A 25867-nucleotide genomic window follows, 5' to 3' on the forward strand; every position below is an offset into this window, starting at 1 on the left:
TTGTTAAAATAGATTTGAAAATTATAAAATTGTATCCAAATTTCATTAAAGAAAAGTTTTTACTTGCTATTTTCTTAAAAAAATAAAGCAAAGGCGTAAGCAAATTTTGTTCCAAAAATTGATTTTTTTTGCTAAAATTGCTTTTATGAGAGTAGATAAATTTTTAAATGTAGTTAATATCACGAAAAGAAGAGCTATTTCTGAAGATATGTGTAAAAGTGGTGTAGTGGGGATTAATGGCGTTATTGTTAAGGCGAGTAAAGAGGTTAAGGTAGATGATATTATCACTTTACATTTTACTGAATACACTCAAAAATATAAAGTGCTAGCTCTACCTAGTACGAAAAGCATTCCTAAAAACGCACAAAATGAATATGTGGTAAAATTATGAAAGAATTTATTTTAGCAAAAAATGAGATCAAAACGATGCTTCAAATAATGCCTAAAGAAGGTGTTGTTTTGCTTCAAGGAGATTTGGCTAGCGGAAAAACAAGCTTGGTGCAAGCTTGGGTTAAATTTCTTGGTCTTGATGTAAGGGTAGATTCTCCAACTTTTTCCACTATGCAAAAATATGAAAATCATGATATTTGCATTTATCATTATGATATTTATCAAGAAGGTTTAGAAGGACTTTTAGCGAATGGTTTATTTGAAAATTTTTTTGAAAAAGGTTTGCATTTGGTTGAATGGGGCGGTGAAAATTTGAAAAAAACTTTAATGAAATTTGGAATTTCTACTATCCAGATTAAAATTAGCATTAAAGATGACAAAAGAAAGTATGAAATTTATGAGTAAATTAGAAATTGTAAATTTAGAAAAAATTATTAAAAAAACTAAGATTATACATGGAATTTCTTTGGAGGTTAATAGCGGAGAAGTTGTGGGGCTTTTAGGGCCAAATGGTGCAGGAAAAACAACAACTTTTTATATGATATGTGGACTTATTTCCCCAAGTAGTGGAAAAGTTCTTTTAGACGGTTTAGATGTGACAAAAGATCCTTTAAATAAAAGAGCTAGATCAGGGATAGGTTATTTACCTCAAGAAAGTAGTATTTTTAAGGATTTAAGCGTAGAAGATAACCTGCTTTTAGCGGCTCAGATTTTTTATAAAGATAAAAAAATTTTACATGATAAAGTTGAGCAAATGCTTGAACTTTTAAGTATAGAGCCTATTCGTTTAAGGAAAGGTTTAAGTTTAAGTGGAGGTGAAAGAAGGCGTTGTGAGATCGCTAGAAGCTTGATGTGTGAACCTAAGTTTTTGCTTCTTGATGAGCCTTTTGCAGGTGTTGATCCTATAGCAGTGGCTGAAATTCAAACTTTAATTAAAGAGCTTAAAAGATTGGGGATTGGGGTTTTAATTACCGATCATAATGTGCGTGAGACTTTAGCTATTTGTGATAGAGCTTATGTTATAAGATCGGGCTCTTTGCTTGCTAGTGGGAATGCTGATGAAATTGCAACCAATAAAGACGTGAAAAAGTATTATTTAGGAGCGGAGTTTAAACTCCTTGATTGATGTTAAAGCAAAAAATCACCCAAGCACCTAAGACTAAAATTTCTCAAACTTTACGCTCTTGGTTGCCGATTTTACAAGCAAATATAGAGGATTTAAAAGAAAATTTAGATAAATTTGCTGAGGATAATCCTTTCTTAAATGTTCAAGATTCGATACAAACTCATGATAAGGGTAAGAATTATTTTGATTCATTTTATAAACATAATGTAAATTCGGCTTTTGTGGATAGTAAAGGACTTGCCAAAAAAAGTGTTTATGAGCTTTTAAATGAACAGATTCTTCCTCCTTTGTTTCCTACAAGCAAATCTCAAGAACTTGCAAAAAAAATTATAGAATGCTTAAATGAGGAAGGATATTTTGAACACGATGAAGAATTTTTAAAAGAGTATTCTTTGGAAGAAATTGAGCGAGTAAGAGCAAGATTTAAATTTTTAGATCCTGTAGGAGTGGGAGCTAAAGATTATAAAGAAGCATTTTTATTTGCTCTTGAAAATATGGAGTTAGATGAAGATATTGATGAGTTTTGTAGAATGTTGATTATGGATTTTGAAAATATACAAAACTATACCAAAGAGCCTTTATATAAAGAAGCATTGGCTGTACTTAAGCGTTTTAGCACTCCTCCTTTTTTGGAATATTTTGAAGATTCTCGTATAATTGTTCCTGATATTTTTGTTTATAAAGAAAATGGTGAAATTAAAGTAAAAATCAATGATGATTATTATCCTGAAATTTCAATCCAAACTGATGGTTTAGAGCATGATTTTTTAAGTCATTACATCAAAGAAGCAAAAAATTTAGTTGATGCTTTAGCGATGAGAAAAGCTACTCTTTATAAAATAGGGCTTATGATAGTAGAATATCAATATGATTTTTTCATGGGAAAAGAGATAAAACCTATGACTTTTAAGGATTTAGCACTTGATTTAGAACGCAATGCTTCGACTATATCAAGAGCTGTGGCAAATAAATATTTAAGTTGTGAAAGAGGACTTATTCCCTTGCGTGATTTTTTTGCTTTTGCTCTTGATGAAGAGGGAGAGACTTCAAATGTAGGTGTTAAAGAATTTGTAGCAAATTTAGTAAAGAATGAAGATCGAAATAAACCTTTAAGCGATAGTAAAATTTTAGAATTAATCAAAGAAGAATTTAAAGTCGATATAGGGCGAAGAACTATTACAAAATATCGCAAACATCTTAATATAGCAAGTTCTACAGATAGAAAAAAATTATATGAACTTGAAGGATAAAATTCTATCAATCTATCAAACCCATTACACTTTTGTTTTATATTTAAATTTAATTTAAATAATATAAAAAATTATTGTTTTATTTTTAGAAATATTATTCTTTAATTTAAAAATGTGATACAATAATAACTGTTTTTAAATATTAATTTTCAAAGGAGTTAAAATGGACTTTTTAACAAGTCTTAGCGAGGCAGGGCAATTTGCAATCCAAATCATTATCGTTTTAATTTGTCTTTTTTACGGTGCAAAAAAAGGCGGCATAGCGCTTGGTTTACTTGGTGGTATAGGTATTTTAATGCTTGTATTTGCTTTTCATATAAAGCCTGGAAAACCAGCCATAGATGTTATGCTTACGATTTTAGCGGTAGTGGTTGCGAGTGCAACTTTGCAAGCAAGTGGTGGTTTGGATGTTATGCTTCAAATAGCAGAAAGAATTTTAAGACGCAATCCTAAGTTTTTGACAATATTAGCACCTTTTGTAACCTGCTTTTTGACTATACTTTGTGGAACAGGACATGTGGTTTATACTATTATGCCTATTATTTATGATATAGCGATTAAAAACGGTATTCGTCCTGAGCGTCCAATGGCGGCAGCTTCTATATCATCACAAATGGGTATTATTGCATCTCCTGTATCTGTGGCTGTTGTGAGTTTGACTGCTTTGCTTTTAAATGCTAATCATAAATTAGCAGGTTTTGATGGTTATATTAATCTTCTTCAAATTACTATACCTAGTACATTATTTGGTGTATTGTGTATAGGAATTTTTTCTTGGTTTAGAGGAAAAGATTTGGATAAAGATGAAGTATTTCAAGAAAAACTTAAAGATCCTGAATTTAAAAAATATGTTTATGGGGATTCTAAAACACTTTTAGGTGTTAAACTTCCAAAAAGCAATTGGGTTGCAATGTGGATTTTCTTAGGAGCTATTGCTTTAGTAGCTTTATTAGGTGTATTTGATTTCTTGCGTCCAAACTGGGGGCAAGTTGTAAAAAATGGCATTCCTCAAGTAGATGCTTTAGGCAATCCTAAAATGGATGTTTTATCCATGGTTTCAGTTATTCAGATGTTTATGCTTTTAGCAGGTTCTTTGATTATCATCTTTACTAAAACAGATGCAAAGAAAATCGGCTCTAATGAAATTTTTAAATCAGGTATGATAGCACTTGTTGCGGTTTTTGGAATTTCTTGGATGGCTGATACTATGTTTGCAGTTCACACTCCTATGATGAAAGCAGCGCTTGGAGATATAGTAAAAGAGCATCCTTGGACTTATGCTGTAATGCTTCTTTTAATTTCAAAATTTGTAAACTCTCAAGCAGCGGCTATTTCAGCTTTTGTTCCTTTGGCTTTAGGAATTGGTGTTGAACCTGGTGTAATTGTTGCTTTTGCGGCTGCTTGTTATGGGTATTATATTTTACCAACTTATCCAAGCGATTTGGCTACTATACAATTTGATAGATCAGGTACTACTCACATCGGTAAATTTGTTATCAATCATAGTTTTATTTTACCAGGTCTTATAGGTGTAATCACTTCTTGTATAGCAGGATATTTTATTGCTATGGCAGCAGGTTATCTTTAACAATTTTTAGCAGGATTTTTCCTGCTAAATTCTTCATTTGTCTTTTTATTTAATATAGATAAAAATTATAAATAAATCATAAAATTAGTATTAATCAAAATATAAGCTTAACAAGGATAGAATAAATCCTATTTTGAATCAATGAGAAAAGGCTATCCTATGGATATTATCTTTGCTTCTACTTTTAGCTTTTGGTAGTTTATGTTTTTTTATCCGTTTTTGTGAAATTCAAACTAAGGACACGCGGATGATATTTTTACTAGTTTTAAGCTTAATACTTGCTCTTTATTTATTTTATGCTCTATTATATCCTGAAAAATTTTAAAGGAAAAATATGCTAGAAATTTTAATAACACTGATTATAGCTTTTATATTGGCTTTAATTTTTGGAAATTATCTTTATAAAATTGCAAGCTGTAAAAAAACTATTTTTGATTTTATTTTTAATCCAATTGATAACTTAATTTATAAAATTTGTGCAATTGATAGAAAAAATATGACTTGGCAAAAATATTCTTTGCATTTAATTGCTTTTAATGCCTTAGTGGCTATTTTTTCTTTCGTGATTTTTTATTTACAAGATAAACTTTTTTAAATCCCAATTCGATAAATTCTATGATAAGGGGATTTGAATTTAAATACTGTAATTAGTTTTATTACAAATACAAACCTTCAGCATTATAGTGGAGAGAATGCTTTAAGTTTGCTTTCGCAAAATACAGGCATTTTGCTTGCTATGTTTGTTTCAAGTGCGAGTGGATATTCTGCTTGTATGGCTTTTTGTCGTGCTTTATGTAGTATGCAAATGGGAAATTTTTATGAAGATTTTACGCGTATTATTACGCGTTTGATGTTGCCTTTAAGTTTTATTTTGGCTGTAATTTTTATCTCTGAAGGCGTGGTGTAAAATTATCACGCAAATTTTAGCGTGCTTACTTTAGAAAATAAATTTCAAAGCATTGCCACAGGTCCTGTTGCAGCTCTTGAGTCTATAAAACATTTAGGGACAAATGGGGGTGGTTTTTTTGGTACTAATTCAAGCATGCCTTTTGAAAATCCTACTTTACTTACAAATTTTTTGCAAATTTTATCCATGATGCTTATTCCTAGTGCCTGTGTTGTAGCTTTTGGATTGATGGTTTATCATAGAAAAGAAATACAAGGTTTTGCTCTTATGGGAAAAGAAGAAGAAGGGGGGGGGTTATTTTTGGTGCAATGGGGATTATTTTTATCATTTCTTTGCTTTTAATTTATTTTAGCGAAAAAATGTCAAATCCAAATTTGGATTCTTTGGGTTTAAATGCAAATTTGGGAAATTTGGAAGGTAAAGAAATAAGATTTGGCACAGATGGTTCGAGTTTATTTAGTGCTGTAACTACTGCTTTTACTACAGGAAGCGTCAATAATATGCACGATAGTTTAAATCCTTTAAGCATCAGTGCTACTTTGCTAAATATGATGCTAAATGTAGCTTTCGGTGGCGAAGGAGTAGGGCTTATGAATATGATTATTTATGTGCTCTTAACCGTGTTTATTTGTGCATTAATGATAGGTAGAACTCCAGAATTCTTGGGTAAAAAAATAGAAAGCGCACAAATGAAGCTTATAGCTTTGGTAATTCTTATCCATCCTTTATTAATCCTTGTTTTAAGTGCATTAGCTGTTGTTTTTGCAAAAGATAGTATAAGCAATCCTAGCTTTCATGGCTTGGCTCAAATTTTGTATGAATTTAGTTCTTCGGCAGCAAATAATGGTTCAGGACTTGAAGGTTTAAAAGATGATAATTTATTTTGGAATTTAAGCACAGCTTTTGCTATGTTTTGTGGGCGTTATTTGGTTTTAATAGCTCAGCTTGCTATAGCTGGATCGCTTTTGGCTAAAAATACACAAGAAAATACTGCAAATTCTTTAAAAACGGATAATTTAACTTTTATGTTTGTGCTTGTTTGTATTATATATATTTTTGCTGCACTTACTTTTTTCCAGTGCTTACTTTATCAAGCGTTGCAGAATATTTATCTTTATGGCATTAAGGAGAGTCAATGTCTAAAAAACAAAATAAACTCATTACAAAAGAAATTTTAAATAATGCCATAAAAGGAGCATTTTTAAAATTTGATCCACGCTTTATGGTAAAAAATCCTGTTATGTTTATGGTGGAAGTTGGATCGATTCTTACTTTGATTTTAAGTATTTTTCCTACTTTGTTTAATGGAAATTCTGATGAAAGAATTTATAACATCTTAATCACTTTTATTTTATTTATAATCTTGTTTTTTGCAAATTTTGCAGAAAGTATTGCAGAAGGAAGGGGTAAAGCCCAAGCAGCTACCTTAAGACAAAGCAAAAAGGATTCTAAAGCTAGACACATAAAAAGTGATGGCAGTGAAGAAATGCTTAATTCTAGCGAGTTAAAAATAGGTGATATAGTTTTAGTTAAAGCAGGTGAACTTATACCTAATGATGGAGAAATTATAGAAGGTACTGCAAGTGTTGATGAATCAGCTATTACAGGTGAAAGTGCACCTGTTATGCGTGAAGCGGGCGGTGATTTTTCTTCTGTTACAGGTGGGACTACGGTTTTAACTGATTTTTTAAAGATTAAAATTTTAGTTGGAGCTGGGGAAAGTTTTTTAGATAAAATGATCAATCTTGTAGAAGGTGCTGCGCGTCAAAAAACTCCAAATGAAATTGCTCTTAATACTCTTTTAATTGTACTTAGTTTGAGTTTTTTGATGGTGGTTGTAAGTTTATATCCTTTTATGCAATTTTTAGGCGTGAGTTTGCCTATTTCATGGTTAGTAGCATTGCTTGTATGTCTTATTCCTACAACTATAGGGGGACTTTTATCAGCTATAGGAATAGCAGGTATGGATAGGGTAACGCGTTTTAATGTGATCGCACTTTCAGGCAAGGCTGTTGAAAGTTGTGGTGATGTTGATACTATGATTTTGGATAAAACAGGAACGATTACTTTTGGAAACCGTTTGGCAAATGAATTTTATGAAGTCCAAGGTATAAGTAAAGAAGAAATGATTAAAGCTTGTGTTTTATCCTCTTTAAAAGATGAAACTCCAGAAGGTAAAAGCATAGTTGCATTGGCTCAAAAAATGGGTTATGAATTAGAAGGTAATGATATTAAAGAATTTATCGAATTTAGCGCTCAAAATAGAATGAGTGGTGTGGATTTGCAAGATAATACAAAAATTCGCAAAGGTGCTTTTGATGCTATAAGAGCTTATATAAGCGAAATGAATGGAAAAATTCCTAGCGATTTAGAAACTAAGGTAATGGAAATTTCAAATCTTGGCGGCACTCCTTTGGTAGTGTGTAAAAATGAAAAAATTTTAGGAGTGATTTATCTAAAGGATACAGTAAAACCAGGACTTAAAGAGCGCTTTGATGAGCTTAGAAAAATGGGCATAAAAACTTTAATGTGTACCGGAGATAATCCTTTAACAGCAGCTACTATAGCTAAAGAAGCAGGGCTTGATGGATTTATAGCAGAATGCAAGCCTGAAGATAAAATAAAAGCCATTAAAAAAGAACAAGCCCAAGGTAAGATAGTAGCCATGACAGGAGATGGAACCAATGATGCTCCAGTTCTTACACAAGCTGATGTAGGTATAGCTATGAACTCAGGAACTCAAGCAGCCAAAGAAGCAGCCAATATGATAGATCTTGATTCTAATCCTACTAAAATTTTAGAAGTAGTTGAAATAGGAAAAGGTTTGCTTATTACTAGAGGTAGTCTTACAACTTTTAGTATGACAAATGATATTGCTAAGTATTTTGCTATTTTACCTGCTATGTTTAGTGTGGTTTTACCTCAAATGCAAATTTTAAATATTATGCATTTGGCTACCCCGAAAAGCGCTATTTTATCAGCACTTATTTTTAATGCTATTATTATACCTTTGCTCATACCTATTGCTATGCGTGGAGTTAAATTTAAGCCTATGAAAAGCGAGCATTTGCTTTTAAGAAATTTGAGTATTTATGGTTTAGGTGGTATGATAGCACCTTTTATAGGGATAAAAATAATTGATATTCCTACAGCTTGGATACTTAGAATTTTAGGAGTGTGATATGCTTAGAAACTTTGCTTAGTTTTTTTGTGGTAATGCTAATATTGTGTACTCTTGTTTATCCTTTTGCTTTAAATACAGTTGCAAAATTTATTTTTCCTTATCAATCAAGTGGAAGTTTAGTAGATAAAGAAGGTCGTCCGACTTTGGATGTAAGCAAAGCGGTAGGTTCAAAGCTTTTGGGTCAAGATTTTAATAAACCTTATTTTCTACATTCAAGAACATCTGTGTCAAATTACAATACAAGCGATACAAATGAAAGCAGTGTAAGTTCAGGTGGATTTAATTATGCTATGTCAAATCCTGCTTTAAAAGAGCGTGTGCAAAAATATTTGCAAAAATTTTTAGATGAAAATCCGCAAATTACAAAAGAACAAATTCCTTTGGATTTCAGGATCAGGTCTTGATCCTCATATCAGTCTTCAAGCAGCCCTAGTGCAAATTCCTAGGATAAGTCAATCTTCAAAAATCACCAAAGAAGAACTAGAAAAAATCATTCAAGAAAATACTGAGTCTAAATTTTAGGGATTTTTGGGGAAGAAAAGGTTAATGTTTTAGCTGTTAATATAGCTATTGCTAAAGCCATGAAAAAAGAATAAACATGCAAAGACAAAGTCCTGAACAAATTCTTAAAAAACTTGAGGTTAAAGCTAAGGAAGAAGAAAAAAACAAACTTGTAAAATTAAAAATTTTCTTAGGTTATGCTGCAGGTTCTGGAAAAACTTATGCTATGTTAAGTGAAGCCAGAACTTTAAGGGATAATGGAGTTGATGTTGTTTTAGGCTATATAGAGCCTCACGATAGACCTGAAACAATGGCTTTAGCACAAGGTTTTGAAAGTATAGCTAATCTTGAAATTCCTTATAAAAATATAGTATTAAAAGAATTTGATTTAGACGCTACCCTTAAGAGAAAGCCTGCTTTGGTTTTAGTAGATGAGCTTGCACACACTAATGCTAAAGGCTTGCGTAATGAAAAGCGTTTTCAAGATATAGAAGAACTTCTAAAAGCAGGGATTGATGTTTATACTACTTTAAATATACAACATTTAGAAAGCTTAAATGATTTAGTCGCTAATATCAGTAAGATAGAAGTTAAAGAGCGTATTCCTGATCGTATTTTTGATGAGGCTGATCAGGTTGAACTTGTTGATATTGAACCTAATAAGCTTTTAAAAAGAATGCAAGATGGTAAAATTTATAAGGAAAAACAAGCTAAACTAGCACTTGAAAATTTCTTTCGCCAAGAAAGACTTATAGCTTTGCGTGAGATTGCCTTAAGAAGACTTGCTTCAAGAGTGAATTTAAGAGCAAGTGAACAAAGGCTTATTAATGATGATTTAGCTTATCATACTGGAGAGCATATTTTAGTTTGTATTAATGCTTCAAATGCAAAGGTTATTCGTGCAGCTGCAAGACTTGCTTTAGCTTTTCATGCTAAATTGAGTGCGCTTTATATAAAAAATCCCAATATTAAAGAAGCAAAAGCCTTAGAAGAAAATATAGAACTAGCTAAAAGTTTTGATGCTAAAATCATTAGCGTATATGATGATATAGCAAGACAAATTGCAGAGTATTCAAGCCTTAGCAATGTCTCTAAAATTGTTTTAGGCAAAAATAAAGATAAAAAAAGTTTAAAGAAGAGATTTTTGAAGCTGTCGCTAAAAAAGCACCCGATATTGATTTATATCTTGTCAATGAAAATCAAATTTCTACTCCTAAAATACGAAGTAAAAAAAAGTTTTGATTTTTTAGGTTTTTTAAAAATCACAGGAGTTTTGCTTTTAGCAACTTTTATAGCTTTTGTATTTCATAAATTTAATACTCAGCCAAGTAATATAGTTATGATTTTTATTTTAGCAGTTTTTGCTTCTTCTTTTATTTCTGATAATAAAATTTTCGCCTTTTATTCTTCTTTGGTAAGTGTTTTGATTTATAATTTTTTCTTTTTAGAACCTATTTTTAGTCTTAAAGTTCATGATAGTGGAAATATTATTACTTTTACAACTATGTTTATAGTTGGATTTTTAACAGCTGTTTTTACTAGAAGATTAAAATTGCAATCTAAAGAACTCACTAAAAGGGCTTATAGAACAGCTATTTTACTTGAAAATAGTGAAAATTTAGCAAGAGTGAAAAGCAAACAAGAGCTTTGGGAACAACTTGGAAATCAAGCTTTAAAATTATTAAATTTACCTATTATTATTTATCCTATAAATAAAAACAATATTTTATCGAAACCTTTGTTGTTTTTTAACGATGATAAGCAAATGTTAAAAAATTGTTTTAGTGCTGATGAGATTGCTATTGCTCAATGGGTTGCAACAAATAAAGAAAGAGCAGGTGTTTGTACAAATACCCTACCTAATGCTAATGCTATGTATTTACCTATAGAAGATGGGAAAAAACTAAAGGGGTTATAGGTATAGTTTTAAAAGAAAAACGTCCCTTGCAAGACTTTCAGTATGAAATTTTAAGTGCTTTACTTAATGAGGCAGGAGTTAGAACAAGGGATATATTTTTATTATAAATCCCTTAATTTATTAATCTCATCTCTAATAGCAGCAGCTTTTTCAAACTCAAGTGCTTTAGCTGCTTCAAGCATTTGTTTTCTTAATTCTTTGACAAGTTTTGCTCTTTCGCTAGCAGGCATTTTTTCTAGTTTTTTACCTTTGCGATAAATTTCGCCTAAATCCTCTTCATTTTTCAAACTTTCTTCAATATGGCGTTTGACTGAAGTTGGCGTGATATTGTATTTTTTATTATAAGCCATTTGAAGTTTGCGGCGTTCATTGGTAGTATCCATAGCTTCTTGCATAGATTTTGTAATCTTTTTGCAAAAAAGCAAAACCTTACCATTGACATTTCTAGCTGCTCTTCCCATGGTTTGGATTAAACTTGTAGTACTTCTTAAAAAGCCTTCCTTATCTGCATCCATAATGGCAATGAGTGAAACTTCAGGCAAATCAAGTCCTTCTCTAAGTAAGTTAATGCCAATTAGCATATCAAAAGCACCGCTTCTTAAACCTCTTATGATTTCATTGCGTTCTATAGCATCGATATCTGAGTGCATGTATTTGACTTTTATACCAAGCTCTAAATAATACCTTGTAAGCTCTTCAGCGAGTTTTTTAGTCAGTACAGTTACTAAAACCCGTTCGTTTCTTTGTATGACTTTTTTAGCCTCATCAAATAAAATTTCAACCTGATTATCACTATCTTTTAATTCTATCAAAGGATCAAGCAGTCCCGTAGGACGCATGATTTGATGAAAGATGTTTTCTTTGCTAAGTTCAAGTTCTAAAGGTGCAGGTGTAGCTGAAACAAAAAGAAATTGACAATTTTTATGGATAAATTCATCAAACATTAAAGGACGGTTATCCAAGGCTGAAGGCAAACGAAAACCATAATCCACCAAGGTTTGTTTTCTGCTTCTATCTCCTGCAAACATACCTCTAAATTGTGGTAAAGATACATGGCTTTCATCGACTATAACAAGAAATTTTCTATCTTTAATCGCAAAATAATCAAAAAGCGTATAAGGAGTATCACCTTCTTTAAGTCCTGTTAAATGCCTTGCATAGTTTTCAACTCCTTTACACATTCCTGTGCTTGTAAGCATTTCAAGATCAAATTCAACCCGTTGTTTAAGGCGTTGATATTCTACGAGTTTATTTTCATGTTCAAAATAAGCAAGGCGTTCGTTAAGTTCTGCTTTTATGTCTTTTATCGCTTGTTTTAATCTTGTTTCGCCCACGCTAAACTGGCTTGTAGGATAGAGTATGAAGCGTTTTAAATCTTTACCTTTTTTATTTTCTAAAACATTGTAATGATACATAGCATCAAGCTCATCGCCAAAAAATTCAAGTCTTACTACTTCATCTTCATAATAAGCTGGATAAATATCTATAATATCTCCTTGAACTCTAAAATCTGCACGATCAAAAAAATTATCATTTCTTTTATAACCCATATCTACAAGTTTTTTTAAAAGTTCTTTTTGTGAAATTTGCATACCTAGTTCAAAGATTAAAACCATGCCTATGTATTCATTTGGATTACCAAGTCCATAATTTGCCGAAACACTAGCTATGCAAACTACATCTTCATAACTTAAAAGAGAAGCAGTAGCACTCAGTCTTAAACGCTCTAAGTCTTCATTAGTAGAGCTATCTTTTTCTATGAAAACATCAGTGCGTGGGATATAGGCTTCAGGTTGATAATAATCATAATAAGATATAAAATATTCCACATGATTTTTAGAAAAAAAGCCTTTAAATTCGCTATAAAGTTGTGCACAAAGGCTTTTGTTGTGACTCATGATAAGAGTGGGTATATTAAGTTCTTTAATGACATTTGCCATGGTAAAGGTTTTTCCACTTCCTGTAACGCCTAGTAAGGTTTGATATTTGTTGCCTTTTTTTATGCTTTTTACTATGCCTTTTATGGCTTCTTGTTGATCGGGACTGGGTTTAAATTCGCTGGTAAGTTCTAACATTTTTCTACTTTATTTTTATTTTTGAAAAAATTTTAAAAGAAAATGCTTTAATTAAAAATTAATTGACAATAAAAACCTAAATTTAAATTTTTTTCTGCTACAATATCAAATAATATTTTCCATAAATTACAAATTTTTTAAGAAGGCAAAAATATGTTTGATGAAAAAATAATCAATACTATGACAGATAAAGTAAATGAACTCATTGAAAAATATAACGAAGTTTGCGAAGCCAATGAGGCTTTAAGAAATGAGCTTGTAAGCGTTAAAGCACAAAATGAAGCAAAAAGTAATCAAATCATGCGTTTAGAAGAAGAACTTAAATCTCGCAATATAGAAAGCGAAGATATTTATAAGAAAATAGAGGCTGTTCTTGGCAGATAATCTAAAACAAGTCATTGTTAATGTTAATGCAAAAGATTTCATTGTTAAGTGCAGTGAAGAATTTGCAAATTTTTTAGAAGATGATATCGCTTTGATTTCTGGCGGTACTAAAAAAATAGAACTTAAACGCTTTGTAGATGCGTTTGTTAAAAAAAGTTATGAAAATTATATTTTAGAAAGAGAACTTAAGAAGCTAATAAAAGCAATCAATGAAGAACTCCCGACAAAATGAATAAAGCTTTTACTCTGCTTGAGCTTGTTTTTGTGATTTTGATTTTGGGAATTTTATCAAGCTTATCTTTATCTTTTATCAATACTACAAAAGATGAGGTTAAAATTTTAAAATTAAAAATGGACTATGAAATGCTAAGCTCAGCTCTTGCTTTAATGCGTAGTCAAATGAGACTTAAAAATTTAAATTTTCCAGAAATTTTAGATAATGCACAAAACAATCAAGCCAAAGAAAAACTCTTTTATTGTTTAAATGATTGTGATTATTCTTTGCTTGATACACCTATTTATTCTGATTTTAAATCTTGGATAAAAATAGGTAAAAATCACTATAGATTTGCATTAAACGCCAAAGAGATGGTTGAATTTATTTATGATTCTAAAGAAGGTTTGTTAAAGTGTATAGGAAGTTCTAGATGCAAAGATCTGATATAAGATATTATGAACTTGCAATTTGTGGTTTGTATTTGGATAATTTAACTTTTCATAGTTTTGATGAAATCAAACCTTTAACACAAGTATTAGTGGATTTAAAAACTAAAAAAAACCTTAAAGCTATCGTGCTTAAAGAATGTCAAAAACCTGATTTTAAAACCGTAGAAATTAAAGAAATTACAGAGTATTTTCTAACTCCTTTGCAGTTTGAATTGGCAAATTTTATTGTTTATTATTATGCTTCAAAACTTGGTTTTGTTTTGGGTTTTTTTGAAACTAGTCCTAAGTATGAATGTCACAAAATGTTTTTTAAAGATACTCCTAAACTAAGCAATCAACAACAAAATGCCTTAAGTTTTCTTCAAAAAGAAAATAATTCCTTGCTTTTTGCTGATACGGGTAGTGGCAAGACTGAAATTTATATTTCTTTGATAAAAGAGTGTTTAGAACAGGGTAAGCAAGCTTTGCTTTTGATGCCAGAAATCGCACTTACTCCACAAATGCAAAAGCGTTTAGAAGTGTATTTTAAGGATAATTTTTTCCTGTGGCATTCTAAAATTTCAAAGAAAAAAAAGCAAGAATATTTAGAGCGTTTTTGCAAGGGAGAAGTGCTTTTAGTAGCGGGTGCAAGATCGGCTTTGTTTTTACCTTTTAGAAATTTAGGACTTATTGTAGTAGATGAAGAACATGATAATTCTTATAAGGCTTCTAACCAGCCTTTTATCAATGCAAGAGATTTAGCACTTTTTTTGGGTCAAAAAAATAATATTCAAGTGATTTTAGGTTCTGCAACCCCATCTTTAACGAGCTTTTATAAACAAAAAAGTTTTAGACTAAAAGGAACTTTTTTTGAGAGTAAAAAACATTTTTTATATGATGAAAATGAGCTCGGTATAACACCTATGCTTTTAAGCGAATTAGAAAAAAGTTTAAAACATCAAAAACAAGCTATAGTGTTTTTACCTACAAGGGCTAATTTTAGGCAAATCATTTGCAAGGATTGTGGAGAAACGATAAAATGTCCTTTTTGTTCTATTGCTATGAGTATGCATAAAAAGAAAAATATTTTAAAATGTCATTATTGTAATTATACTTCTTTAATAGAGCAAAATTGTCCAAGTTGCAAAGGAGAAATGTTAGAAGCTAGAAAAATTGGGACTGCTGAACTTTTAGAGCTTTTGCAAAATGCTTTGCCTTTAGCAAAAATAGCAAAATTTGATAGCGATGAAATCACAAGCGTTAAAAAGCTTAATACTATTTTAAAAAACTTTAATGAAAATAAGATCGATATACTTATTGGCACTTCTATGCTTGCTAAAGGACATGATTATCATAGTGTGGATTTGAGTGTGATTTTAGGGCTTGATGAATATTTGTTGCGTCCTAGTTTTAGAGCGAGTGAAGAAACTTTAGCTTTAGCTATGCAAGTTGCAGGCAGGGCAGGGCGTAAAGGCGAAGCAAGAGTACTTTTGCAAACAAAAAATAGAGCTTTTTTTGAAAGGTATATAGAGAATTATGATGCTTTTTTAAAAGATGAGTTAGAAAATAGAAAAGATCTTTACCCCCCATTTAAACGCCTTTTAAGAGTTCTTATAGAAGATAAAGATCAAAAAAGTGCACAAAAACTTTGTGAAAAATTTGCTTCTCAATTTAGAAATATCAAACAGGTAGAATTGGTAGGCTATGGAATTTGTGGAGTTGAAATGCTGTATGGAAAATATCGTTTTTATTTGTTACTTAGAAGTGAAAATCATAAAGCTTTAGTGGCAATTGAAAATTATATTTTGCAATTTAAAAATGCAAGTGCGGATATTGATCCTATTGATTTTGTGTAAGTGATATGATTATTTATCTTTGTATATTTTTTCAAATTCTTTATAATATTTCCAAGAATCAATAATATGAGGATGTGTTTGTTTTAAATGATTTAGTTCATTTTCAAATATATTAAAAAAGTGTAAATAAGTGATTTATTTTTTATAAAATAATCTATTACATCTTTTTCTTTCATCATTTTTGATTCTGTTTCATCTATGGTTATTTTAATTTGATATAAAAAATCATACAAATAATGTTTAATTGTTGAAAATAAAAGATTGTTTTGTTCTAATTGCTTAAAATCATTTTTATCAATATATACACCCATATCATTACATAGGTCGTTTTTTATAATTTCTTGTATTACGTCTATTTTTTCATGATTGATATGTTTTCTGTCTAAAATTATGGGAATGCTAGAAGTTCTATCAATATTGAAATTTTTATTATTTTTAGGAGTATTAAGATAAAAGGTGTTATTAATATCTTTAGAATTTGCATAAAGTGTAATAGGAAAAAGATAGCGAATATAACCTCTAAATTCTTTAATTTTAAATAAATCTAATTTATCTTTATGGGGGGGGGTAAAATTAAAATTTATAGCAAGTAAATTCATGGTATCGAAGGCCTTTGATTGGCGGATTTCTTCCATATCAAGATAGTATACATTGTCTTTGTTAAAATATTTTAATAAATAAGAGATGATAAAAACTCCTTGTTGTAGTTCATTTATATCGATTTTAATTTTATGATTTTGATGAGTAAGATAGTTGATGTAATAACGCCAATCATAAGTTAGATTAAATTCGGGGGGATAGTTTCTTAAAACTTTACTCCAATCTCTTCCCCAGCTATGCTTTAAAAGTCCTATTGGATCTCGAACTCCGCAAATAATCTTAGAATTAAAATCTAATAAAGATAGATATTTATCAAAATAAGGTAGATTAATTTCTGATATATTAATAGCATATTGAGCAATTGTATTATCATTTAGACACATGTAATTAATACAATATCTCTCTTTGCTATCAGGTGGTAAAACCCAGGAGGCAAAACAAGTCACATCGCAACATTGATTAAGGTATCTTAAAAATGCTGCTGCTCCAACGCCATGTGGAGAAATATAGATAAATTTATAGTGTTTAGGTAGGGGTAAATTTAAATCCCAAGCTAATTCTGCGCAATGTCGACTAGAATCTATTTCTATAAAATTAGGATTGATTAAAGGTGGATAAGGATGTTTTGTTGATAAATATCTATCCCTAAATTTGTTAGAATTGAGCCAAGTGCAAATTGTTTCAATATTTTCCAAAACAAAGGTAAAAAATTTTTCATTATTCGAATTTTTTAAAGCTTGTAAAAGAATTTGAGCTAGGGTTGGAGTTAGGTTATTTTTTATATAGAGTAAAAGATTTTGCATATAACCTCTTTTAATTGTATTTAATTTATATATATAATTCATAAATATTTAAATGTCATGAAATTTAAATATATTATCAAAAATAAACTTTAATTAAAGCAATAAAAAGTTAAAATTTGATATTAAAATTTTTCAAAGAGTGAAGTTATGGAGTATAAAAGATTTAAAACCAGACAAATCAAAGTAGGAAATGTTTTAATAGGCGGTGATGCACCCATTTCAGTTCAATCTATGCTTTTTACTAAAACAAGAGATATAGAAGGTTCTTTAGAACAAATCAATCGTCTTTATTTTGCAGGAGCAAACATAGTGCGTTTGGCGTGCTTGGATATGGCTGATGCAAGGGCTTTAAAAGAGATTAAAGCTAAAAGTCCTCTACCTTTAATCGTAGATATTCATTTTAATCATAATTTGGCTGTATATTGTGCTGAATTTATCGATGGCGTGCGTATAAATCCTGGCAATATAGGCTCTAAAGAAAATATCAAAGAAGTGGTAAAAGCATGTAAAGAACGGGGTATCCCTATACGTATCGGTGTAAATCACGGCTCCATAGAAAAACAATTTAGCGATAAATTTGGCTATGGTGTCGATGCTATGCTAGAAAGTGCGATGTATAATATCAAGCTTTTAGAGGATTTAGACTTTTTTGATATTAAAATTTCCATGAAGACTTCAGATGCTCAAAAAACTATAGAAGCTTATGAGAGATTAAGACCGCTTTGTGATTATCCTTTTCACTTAGGGGTAACTGAAGCAGGAACTAAATTTCATAGCACTGTAAAAAGTTCTATAGCTTTAGGAAATTTACTTCTTAAAGGTATAGGCGATACTATGCGTGTTTCTATGACTGGCGAACTTGAAGAAGAAATTCGTGTAGCAAGGGCGATTTTACAAGATAGCGGAGTGCAAAAAAGCGGAGTAAATATTATTTCATGTCCAACTTGCGGTAGGATTCAAAGTGATTTGTTAAGTGCGATTAAAATCGTAGAGGAAAAAACCAAGCATATAAAAGAACCTTTAAACATCAGTGTCATGGGTTGTGTGGTAAATGCTTTAGGCGAAGCTAAGGGCGCTGATGTGGCTATAGCCTTTGGGAAAAATCAAGGACTTGTCATAAGACATGGTGAAGTTGTAGCTAAATTAAAAGAAAGTGAACTTGTAGATAGATTTTTAGCTGAAGTTGAAGATGAGGTTAAAAGTAGGGTTGTAAAAGAATAAAAGCCTAAAAGCAAGGTTAAACCTTGCTTTTTAGAATGGCCATATCGCTTCTATAACTTTACTACCCCAAGGTTTTCTTGTGCTTCTATCCACTTCTCCTTCTGTTTTATATAGAATTTTAGCATCTGCTATATATTTACTATCTATAGTATTGTCTTGACCGATGTCATAAGGACGAATAACACCGCTTAATTGTATGATTTGCTTCTCTCCGTTGATTAAAAGCTCTCTTGAACCTTCGATAAAATAATTACCATTTGATAAAATTTTAATTACACGTGTTGAAATTGTAGTATTGAAACTTTCATTTCTGCTTTGCGAGCCTGTTCCTGTGTAGTTGTTTGAACTATTGGTTTGAAAGCCTATATTAGAATAAGCATTGACTTTATTAAGAGCATTAGCTACCACTCCTGAACTTCCTGTTAAAGCACCTCCGCCTAAATTTGAGGTATTAGTTCTGCTTGTTGCTTTATTAGCTTGTGTGCTTTGAGTGGTACTTTCTTGTATAACAACTGTAACTAAATCATTTACATTCATAGCTTTTTTATCTGAAAATAAAGGATTATCTCCTTTGCCAAAAAGCGATCCTGGCGCACTTTCTATATTATTACTTTGTTTTGGTGCAAGTTCTTCTACATAAGCAGGTGGTTTCATTGAAATTTGCGGATCAACCGTTGCAGAACAACCAAAAAACACAAACGGTAACACATAAAATAAAACTTTTTTCATTTTCGTCCTTTAAAATATGAATTTTTATTTTTCTTTGTTAAAATTAGAAAAAGCAAAGAGTGTTCCACATTTATAAATTCAAGGAGAAAATGATGGCAAATCTTTATTTGATGAGATCTAGAAGTGATGAGTTAAATACTATTATTAGTACAAATTTGCTTAAAAATTATAGCAAAATTTACAAAAATATCGCAATTTATTGCCCTGTGATATACATACATCGCGTCCCTGTTTTGCAGGGTTGGTTGGAAGAATTTAATATCAATCAAACCGTAAAAAGCGCCTATGGTTTTACCTTTAGAGAGGCAATGGAGGAATTTAGCAAAGATCCTCATAATTTTTTTAATGTTATTTTAGAAGAATACGAAGAGTTAAAACGCAAATACGATTTTGTGCTTGTAAATAGTTTTTGCGAATTTGGAATACTTGATGGATTTGATCTTAGTATAAAATTGGCCAAAAATCTTAATACCCCTATCGCTGCTATTATTAACGATGAAGATAAACTTATAGCTCAAAAATATTTCGATCATGCCCTAGATGGTCGTAATTATGTTTTGATTAATGAAAATTTTAATTTTGAAGAAGTGCAAAAGCTTAAAGAGTATGATTTTATAACTCCGCATCGTTTTAAATATGAATTGATTAAACAAAGCGTAAAAAATAAAAAAACCGTTGTTTTACCAGAAAGTAATGATGAGAGAATTTTAAAAGCTGCTGAAATTTTATTAAAAAGTAAAGTTGTTGATCTTATTTTATTGGGCGATGAAGAAAAAATCAAACAAGATGCTACTAGATTAAGTCTTGATTTAAGTGCTATGCAAATTATGAATCCACTTAATTCAGAATATAATCAAGAATTTACTTCTATTCTTTATGAAGCAAGAAAATCTAAAGGCATGAGTTTAGAAGAGGCTAGGAAGCTAGTTCAGGATAAAACTTATTTTGGAACTTTGCTTATACATACTGGAAAAGCTGATGCTATGGTTAGTGGAGCATCAACTACTACGGCTGAAACGATTCGCCCTGCATTACAGCTTATTAAAACTAAAGAAGGTATTAGTTCCGTTTCAGGAATTTTCTTTATGGGACTTGAAGATCAAGTTTTAGCTTTTGCTGATTGTGCTGTAAATCCAAGCCCAAGTGCTGAGCAACTTGCAACTAGTGCCTATGTAAGTGCTATGACTGCTAAATCTTTTGGACTTGAACCAAGAATAGCTTTGCTTTCTTATTCTAGTGGTGATAGCGGTAAAGGAGAAAGCGTAGATCTTGTAAAAGAAGCATTAAAGATTGCTAAAGAAAAATATCCTGAGTTGAATATAGATGGTCCTATGCAGTTTGACTGCGCTTATGATCCAAAAACTGCAGCAAAGAAAATGCCAAATTCTAAGATAGCAGGTCATGCAAATGTGTATATTTTTCCTGATCTTAACGCAGCAAATATTTGTTACAAAGCAGTTCAAAGAACTGCTAATGCTTTAGCAATCGGTCCTATTTTGCAAGGTCTTAAAAAACCTGTCAATGATTTAAGTCGTGGATGTTTGGTAGATGATATTGTAGATACCGTAATTTTAAGTGCAATACAAGCTCAATAGAAAGGAATGATAAATGAAAATTTTGGTTTTAAATTCAGGTTCTTCATCGATTAAATTTAAATTTTTTGATAATAAAATCGTTAAAGCCAGTGGATTGGTAGAAAAAATTGGAGAGCAAAATTCAAAGGTTGTATTAAAAAATACTTTAAATAATGAAAGTTTTGAAAGAGAATTAACAATAAATAATCACGAAGAAGGCCTTAGTATAGTTAATGAGCTTTTTAAAGAATCAGGAATTTTAGCAGATTTAAATGCACTTGATGGCTGCGGTCATCGTATAGTTCATGGGGGAAGAAATTTAAGCGAGCATTGTTTAGTGGATGATTATGTTCTTAAAGAGATAGATAGGGTTAGTATTTTTGCTCCTTTGCATAATCCTGCGCATTTAGCAGGTATAAAAACAATGATCAAAGCTGCACCTAGTGTTGCTAATGCAGCTATTTTTGATACAGCTTTTCATCGCACTATGCCTGATTTTGCTTATATGTATGCTTTGCCTTATGATTTTTATGATAAGCATAATATTAGAAGATATGGTTTTCATGGGACTTCTCATGCTTATGTTAGTTCTAGAGCGGCAAAATTTCTTCAAAAAGATCAAAATGAATTAAATGTCATCTCTGCTCATCTTGGAAATGGTGCAAGTGTATGTGCTATAGAAAAAGGTAAGAGTATGGATACTTCTATGGGCTTTACTCCACTTGAAGGACTTATTATGGGAACGCGTTGTGGAGATTTAGACCCTGCTATTTTACCTTTTGTTAGTCATCTTAAGGGTTTAACTATAGAAGAAATAGATACACTGATGAATAAAAAAAGTGGAGTATATGGAATTTGCGGTTATAATGATTTTAGAGATATAGAAAGAGAGATAGAACAAGGTAATGATAAAGCACGCTTGGCTCTTGATATGTTTTGTTATCGTCTTGTTAAATATATAGGATCCTACTTTGCTGTGTTGCCAAAAACCGATGCTATTATTTTTACAGGTGGTATAGGAGAAAATGATAGTTTGGTTCGACAAAAAGTATGCGAGAGATTAGCTCATCTTGGTATCGAGTTAGATTTTGAACTTAACAAACAAAGGATTTCGGGCGAAAGAATGATAAATCATGCAAATTCTAAAGTTAAAGTGCTTGTTATTCCTACAGATGAAGAATTAGAAATCGCTAGAATCACAGAAGAACTTATCGGTAAAAATTAAATTTTAAAAACTATATAAATCTTTCATTTATATAGTTTTTAGCAAGGTTATATATTCACTTTGCTTTTCATTTAAAACTTTAAAAGTTCTTATCATGTAAGAAAATTCATCATCACTTAAACCATAAAGTTCTTTGACTAATAAATCATTTTTTGCTCTTAAGATATCATAAGCTTTTTTAGTTTTTGGAATTTCTTCATTTTTTATACTAAATTCTTGTTTTAGCTCATCAAAATGATGATTTTTATCATTGTAAAGTTGTAAAAGCAAGGCATTTTTAGCGAGGGTTTTATAAATTTCATTGTTTTGAATTTCTTCATCACTTGGTTGAGGCAGAGGAATTCTTTCTAGGTAAGTTTTATTTACATTGATTTGCACCATATTTCTTATGATAAAATCAACCACTAAAGAATTAAACAAAGCCAAAGTAAATAAAATTTTTTCATAAGGTATTATATCTATACAAATTTTATCATCTTTTAAAATATATTGTTTTGGAATATTAGAATAAATACTATTTCCACATCCGCAATTTTTTGGCAATAAAGAAGATATCAAGGTTCTTTCATTTGTATCGCTTGCAATAGTTCTATATCCAAGTCTAAAAAATTCTCTATCGTATTTTATTAATTTAGGATTTAATTCTTTCCCAGTAGCTTTTTTAGCTCTTGAAAGTTCTTTACTTTTTAAACGCTCGTCAAATTTAGCCTTTTCTAAAAAATAAGTAGCTTGGCTAAAATTTGTATCAAACTGATGTATCATTTTACCTTCATATAAGGGTAAAAGTCCTTCCCTAAACTCTTCTATAAACAAATCTTTATCATTTGTCATATGAAGTTCATTTACAAAATCTATATAATCAAAAGACAAGTTTTGAAAAGCATTGTAGCATTTTCTTAGAATTTTTAAAGCTTGTTTGTCTTTTAACTCCATTAAGGCCAGGTGAGTTGGGCTTAGTTTTTTGATATCTTTTAAGCTTAGAGTTAAAATTTCATCTTTGTTTTTTAGTGAGTTTATATCTGTTTTATAAAACATCATTTTGATTTTATGAGTGTGATTTGCTTGCGTGTTTTTTACTTGTATAAGAGCAAATTTATAGCTTTTATGCACATCAGCAAATATAGCTTGTCTATTTTCAAAACTATAAAAATATTCTAAAGTTTTATTTTCTAAAATTTCTTTTTTTAAAGTTAAGCTTCCATCTTCAAACATCAAAGCACTAGGAAGTACATAAGCTAAATTTCCATCTTGTTTTAAAAGAGAAAGATTTTTTTCTACAAAAAGACGAAATAAATTTCCATCTCCACTGCCTTTGTTTAAAGGATAGGCTTTTTTATAATACTCGTTTAAATCATTTATATATGCTTTTTATTTTTCGTAATTTTGCTTTATATAATCTTTAGCTAGCAAATTGTCTTGAATTTCTTTTTTCTTGCTAGCGATTAAGCTTCTATAATCGCTTTTATATTGTGGAAAGAAATCATCGCCACTAAATTTAGTTTTATCCCAAGGTGGATTACCTATGATGATATCAAAGCCTTTAAAGACTTGATTTTCTGTGATTTCAGGAAATTCTAACTCATAGTTAAAGAAGTTAAATTCTTTTTGATATTTGCTAATGATGTTTTTTGCTTGTTCATTTTGGCTTAAATTTTGTATATCATCTTGGCTTAGGGCTTTTAGAATTTGTAATTCTTCTTTGTTGACAAAATGAAGCGTGTTGATATAGTTTAGATATAAATTTAGTTTATTAAGTTTTGGTGTGATTTCATTTTGATAGATTTGTTTAGATTGTTTGATTTGTTCTTCGTTGGTATCTTTTAGGTTGTCAAGTTTTTCAAATACTTCTTGTAAAATTTCAAATTCTTGTGTTATGGAATTTGTAAAAAGGTTGCTTGAGTTTTGTTTTATCAAATCTTTAAAATCACTTAGATTAGAATTTATCAAAGCATTGCCGCACTTTATGTGGTGTTCTATAAAAGAAAGTGGGGTTCCAAAGATAAAACTATCTATCCAAAGGCTAAGTTTAGTAAGCTCTATGCTAAAAGGGTTTAAATCCACCCCATAAATAATGCGTTTTAGTAAAAGTCGTTTTAAAATATCACTCTCATCTACTTCATAGTCTTGCACAAAATCTTTTATATAGTTTAAAATATTTTCTTTTTCTTCTTCGTAAAGTTCTTTTAAATTTGTAAAATGATCAAAATCTGATAAAACAATGTGTGTAATAGCATTTAAAACTCCAACTAAAAAATGTCCACTACCGCAAGCATTGTCTAGTATTTTAAATTTCAAAATATTTTCATTGTTTAGTTTGTCTTTTAAAGCACTTTGGATTAAAAAATTAGCTATGGATTGAGGTGTGTAAAAGCTTGCTGTTGATTTTCTTGAATTACTAGAATTTTTAAGATAAATTTGTCCTTTTTTGTAAAAGGTGTATTTTTCTACTTTTTTTGATTTTTCTAAAATTTTAAAATCATAATTATCAAAATAACATTCTATTTCTTTTGATTTTTCTTTATAACTTACATAGTAAATATCTTCATTTGCTATTTCAAAAAAATAAGAAAGCAAGCCTTCATAAATTGTGCCTAAATGTTCTACACTTAAAGTTTTGTAATCTCTTTTAAAGCTTAGATTTTTATCTTTAAAATTTAATAATTGGTTTAAAATGAATTTTAAATCTTTATCGTTAAAGATTTTTGGCGTGCTTAAAAGAGCGGTTTTGCTCTCATCAAACAAACCGCCATTAAAAACAGGCATGTCAAAATTGCCTTTGCCTTTGTTGTAAATGTTGAAAATATTTTCAAGTTCTCCAAAGCCACCACTTGAGTTTTCATCTTCTTGTAAATTTTCAAGTAAGGTTCTAAGACTGATTTTACTTTTAAAATACTTATGTTTTTCTAGTATAATTTCAAATTTATCTTCAAAATAAGCAATAAATAAAAGCCTAAAGATAAAATATAAAGAATTTTCATAGATTAGTTTTAAATCCGCCTTTGTTTTATTGTAAATTCTAGAGCCTATGAATTCAAATAAAGATTCATTTCCATTGGTTCCGTAAATGATAGATTTTAAATCATCTTCTATTTTGATTTTTGAAAGTTTATTGTTTTGTAGAGTTATTTCTAAATGATCTTCTTTTTCTGTGAAATTAAAAGCGCTAAACACACTATAAAAATACGCAAAAGCTTCAATATTTTGATCTTCAATGATTTTTTCTAGATTGATTTCGTAAAAAACTTTGTTTGAATTCAGTATAGAATTATCATAAAAACGCCAAAATCTACCATTGGTTAAAAAACCATAATTTTTCTTAAGATTGCCTAGATATCTTAGAATTTGAAAGTGAGGGTTGTCTTTTACTTTTTTATTGTCTATTTCTATATTATAAGCTTTTGACTCTAAAATGATTGTGAAATCATTGCTTGATTTTTTTGTTTCTTTGTCTAAATTTTCGTATTTTGATTTTAATTTGTCATTGCTAAAAAGTAGAAAATCAGGTTTTTCCAATTTTCCTTGTATGATTTTTTCATCTTGTCTTACAAAGCACCACCCTAAAATTTCTAATACTTTTGATATAAATTCATCTTCAAATTGATGTTCGTTTTGTTTTATAAATTTATTTTTGTCGTAAATTTTTGTAATTTTAGTTAAAATATCTCTAAAGGCTTTTTGATTTGCGTTGAAATTATAAATCTTAGGAAAGTCAATTTCTAAAGAATAGCTTGTAAAAAGATTATTGTTGAGGTATTTTTTAAGTTCTTGATAGTAATTCATGGCTTTCTTTCTAAAGTATTTTTAAAAATTTGACATTTTAAATTATATCTAAAAAACTTTAAAGACTTGTGCTTATTTATGAAAATGATTTTTTAGTTGGAATTAATTTTC

Annotated in this window: 17 protein-coding genes and 5 pseudogenes; 18 read left to right on the forward strand and 4 right to left on the reverse strand. The window is 30.0% G+C overall.

The genetic code is table 11. The features are described from left to right. The first annotated feature begins 145 nt into the window (after positions 1–145). From FBF20_RS03580 to FBF20_RS03625, 11 genes and pseudogenes are all read left to right on the forward strand, one after another. The gene (locus FBF20_RS03580; RefSeq protein WP_002890722.1) at positions 146–391 is read left to right on the forward strand and encodes an RNA-binding S4 domain-containing protein; all 246 of its coding nucleotides are present in this window, start codon (positions 146–148) and stop codon (positions 389–391) included. Then, on the forward strand, positions 388–795 hold the full coding sequence (gene tsaE, locus FBF20_RS03585) for a tRNA (adenosine(37)-N6)-threonylcarbamoyltransferase complex ATPase subunit type 1 TsaE (RefSeq protein WP_002852319.1): 408 nt from the start codon (positions 388–390) through the stop codon (positions 793–795). The genes FBF20_RS03580 and tsaE overlap by 4 nt, the downstream gene beginning before the upstream one ends. Beyond that, positions 788–1516, forward strand: a complete 729-nt coding sequence (gene lptB, locus FBF20_RS03590; RefSeq protein WP_002855252.1) for an LPS export ABC transporter ATP-binding protein — start codon at positions 788–790, stop codon at positions 1514–1516. The genes tsaE and lptB overlap by 8 nt, the downstream gene beginning before the upstream one ends. Beyond that, positions 1516–2766, forward strand: a complete 1251-nt coding sequence (locus tag FBF20_RS03595) for an RNA polymerase factor sigma-54 (protein WP_002852268.1) — start codon at positions 1516–1518, stop codon at positions 2764–2766. The genes lptB and FBF20_RS03595 overlap by 1 nt, the downstream gene beginning before the upstream one ends. Before the next feature lie 163 nt (positions 2767–2929). Further along, on the forward strand, positions 2930–4354 hold the full coding sequence (locus tag FBF20_RS03600; RefSeq protein ID WP_002890723.1) for an anaerobic C4-dicarboxylate transporter: 1425 nt from the start codon (positions 2930–2932) through the stop codon (positions 4352–4354). 141 nt (positions 4355–4495) lie between these two features. Further along, positions 4496–4679: pseudogene (gene kdpF / locus FBF20_RS03605) on the forward strand (K(+)-transporting ATPase subunit F). A gap of 9 nt (positions 4680–4688) precedes the next feature. Continuing rightward, positions 4689–5603: pseudogene (locus FBF20_RS09055) on the forward strand (potassium-transporting ATPase subunit KdpA). Then, a complete protein-coding gene (locus FBF20_RS09060) occupies positions 5570–6439 on the forward strand; it encodes a potassium-transporting ATPase subunit KdpA (protein ID WP_002858628.1) in 870 nt (289 codons plus the stop codon). Before FBF20_RS09055 ends, FBF20_RS09060 begins: the two are co-directional and overlap by 34 nt. After that, complete coding sequence (gene kdpB / locus FBF20_RS03615) at positions 6397–8442, forward strand: potassium-transporting ATPase subunit KdpB (RefSeq protein WP_002890143.1); 2046 nt, start codon at positions 6397–6399, stop codon at positions 8440–8442. The genes FBF20_RS09060 and kdpB overlap by 43 nt, the downstream gene beginning before the upstream one ends. A gap of 35 nt (positions 8443–8477) precedes the next feature. Next, positions 8478–9041, forward strand: a pseudogene (locus FBF20_RS03620) (potassium-transporting ATPase subunit C). Between the two features lie 2 nt (positions 9042–9043). After that, a complete protein-coding gene (locus FBF20_RS03625) occupies positions 9044–10864 on the forward strand; it encodes a sensor histidine kinase KdpD (RefSeq protein ID WP_002858538.1) in 1821 nt (606 codons plus the stop codon). Positions 10865–10965: 101 nt separating this feature from the next. Here the strand turns inward: FBF20_RS03625 and uvrB are convergent, their stop codons facing one another. Further along, complete coding sequence (gene uvrB / locus FBF20_RS03630) at positions 10966–12939, reverse strand: excinuclease ABC subunit UvrB (RefSeq protein ID WP_002855027.1); 1974 nt, start codon at positions 12937–12939, stop codon at positions 10966–10968. A 153-nt stretch (positions 12940–13092) separates the two neighbouring features. On the opposite strand from uvrB, the gene FBF20_RS03635 reads away from it, so the two are divergent. Genes FBF20_RS03635 through FBF20_RS03650 form a run of 4 tightly spaced genes read left to right on the forward strand, consistent with a single transcriptional unit; the run spans position 13093 to position 15824 of the window. Next, positions 13093–13323, forward strand: a complete 231-nt coding sequence (locus FBF20_RS03635) for a hypothetical protein (protein ID WP_002852327.1) — start codon at positions 13093–13095, stop codon at positions 13321–13323. Then, positions 13313–13555 carry a hypothetical protein gene (locus FBF20_RS03640; RefSeq protein ID WP_002854947.1) on the forward strand — a complete coding sequence of 81 codons (243 nt, stop codon included), beginning with the start codon at positions 13313–13315 and terminating at the stop codon, positions 13553–13555. The genes FBF20_RS03635 and FBF20_RS03640 overlap by 11 nt, the downstream gene beginning before the upstream one ends. Continuing rightward, a complete protein-coding gene (locus FBF20_RS03645; protein WP_002852324.1) occupies positions 13552–13989 on the forward strand; it encodes a prepilin-type N-terminal cleavage/methylation domain-containing protein in 438 nt (145 codons plus the stop codon). Before FBF20_RS03640 ends, FBF20_RS03645 begins: the two co-directional genes overlap by 4 nt. Further along, positions 13971–15824, forward strand: coding sequence for a primosomal protein N' (locus FBF20_RS03650; RefSeq protein ID WP_002852169.1), 1854 nt, complete (start codon positions 13971–13973; stop codon positions 15822–15824). Before FBF20_RS03645 ends, FBF20_RS03650 begins: the two co-directional genes overlap by 19 nt. On the opposite strand, the pseudogene FBF20_RS03660 reads toward FBF20_RS03650, so the two are convergent. Next, positions 15767–17269: pseudogene (locus FBF20_RS03660) on the reverse strand (DUF2972 domain-containing protein). The gene FBF20_RS03650 and the pseudogene FBF20_RS03660 sit on opposite strands and share 58 nt — an antisense overlap. 105 nt (positions 17270–17374) lie before the next feature. Between FBF20_RS03660 and ispG the strand changes: the two are divergent. Continuing rightward, on the forward strand, positions 17375–18448 hold the full coding sequence (gene ispG, locus FBF20_RS03665) for a flavodoxin-dependent (E)-4-hydroxy-3-methylbut-2-enyl-diphosphate synthase (RefSeq protein ID WP_002852250.1): 1074 nt from the start codon (positions 17375–17377) through the stop codon (positions 18446–18448). Positions 18449–18478: 30 nt separating this feature from the next. Here the strand turns inward: ispG and flgH are convergent, their stop codons facing one another. Continuing rightward, on the reverse strand, positions 18479–19177 hold the full coding sequence (gene flgH / locus FBF20_RS03670; protein ID WP_002852146.1) for a flagellar basal body L-ring protein FlgH: 699 nt from the start codon (positions 19175–19177) through the stop codon (positions 18479–18481). An 89-nt stretch (positions 19178–19266) separates the two neighbouring features. Between flgH and pta the strand changes: the two genes are divergently transcribed. Next, positions 19267–20772: a phosphate acetyltransferase gene (gene pta / locus FBF20_RS03675; protein WP_075912943.1), complete on the forward strand. Its 1506-nt coding sequence runs from the start codon at positions 19267–19269 to the stop codon at positions 20770–20772. Between the two features lie 13 nt (positions 20773–20785). Further along, a complete protein-coding gene (locus FBF20_RS03680) occupies positions 20786–21976 on the forward strand; it encodes an acetate kinase (protein WP_002852136.1) in 1191 nt (396 codons plus the stop codon). Positions 21977–22003: 27 nt separating this feature from the next. Here the strand turns inward: FBF20_RS03680 and FBF20_RS03685 are convergent. Further along, positions 22004–25756: pseudogene (locus FBF20_RS03685) on the reverse strand (restriction endonuclease). Positions 25757–25867: the final 111 nt, after the last annotated feature.

It is taken from the genome of Campylobacter sp. CFSAN093259, assembly GCF_012889985.1.
Classification (GTDB): Bacteria; Campylobacterota; Campylobacteria; order Campylobacterales; family Campylobacteraceae; genus Campylobacter_D; species Campylobacter_D jejuni.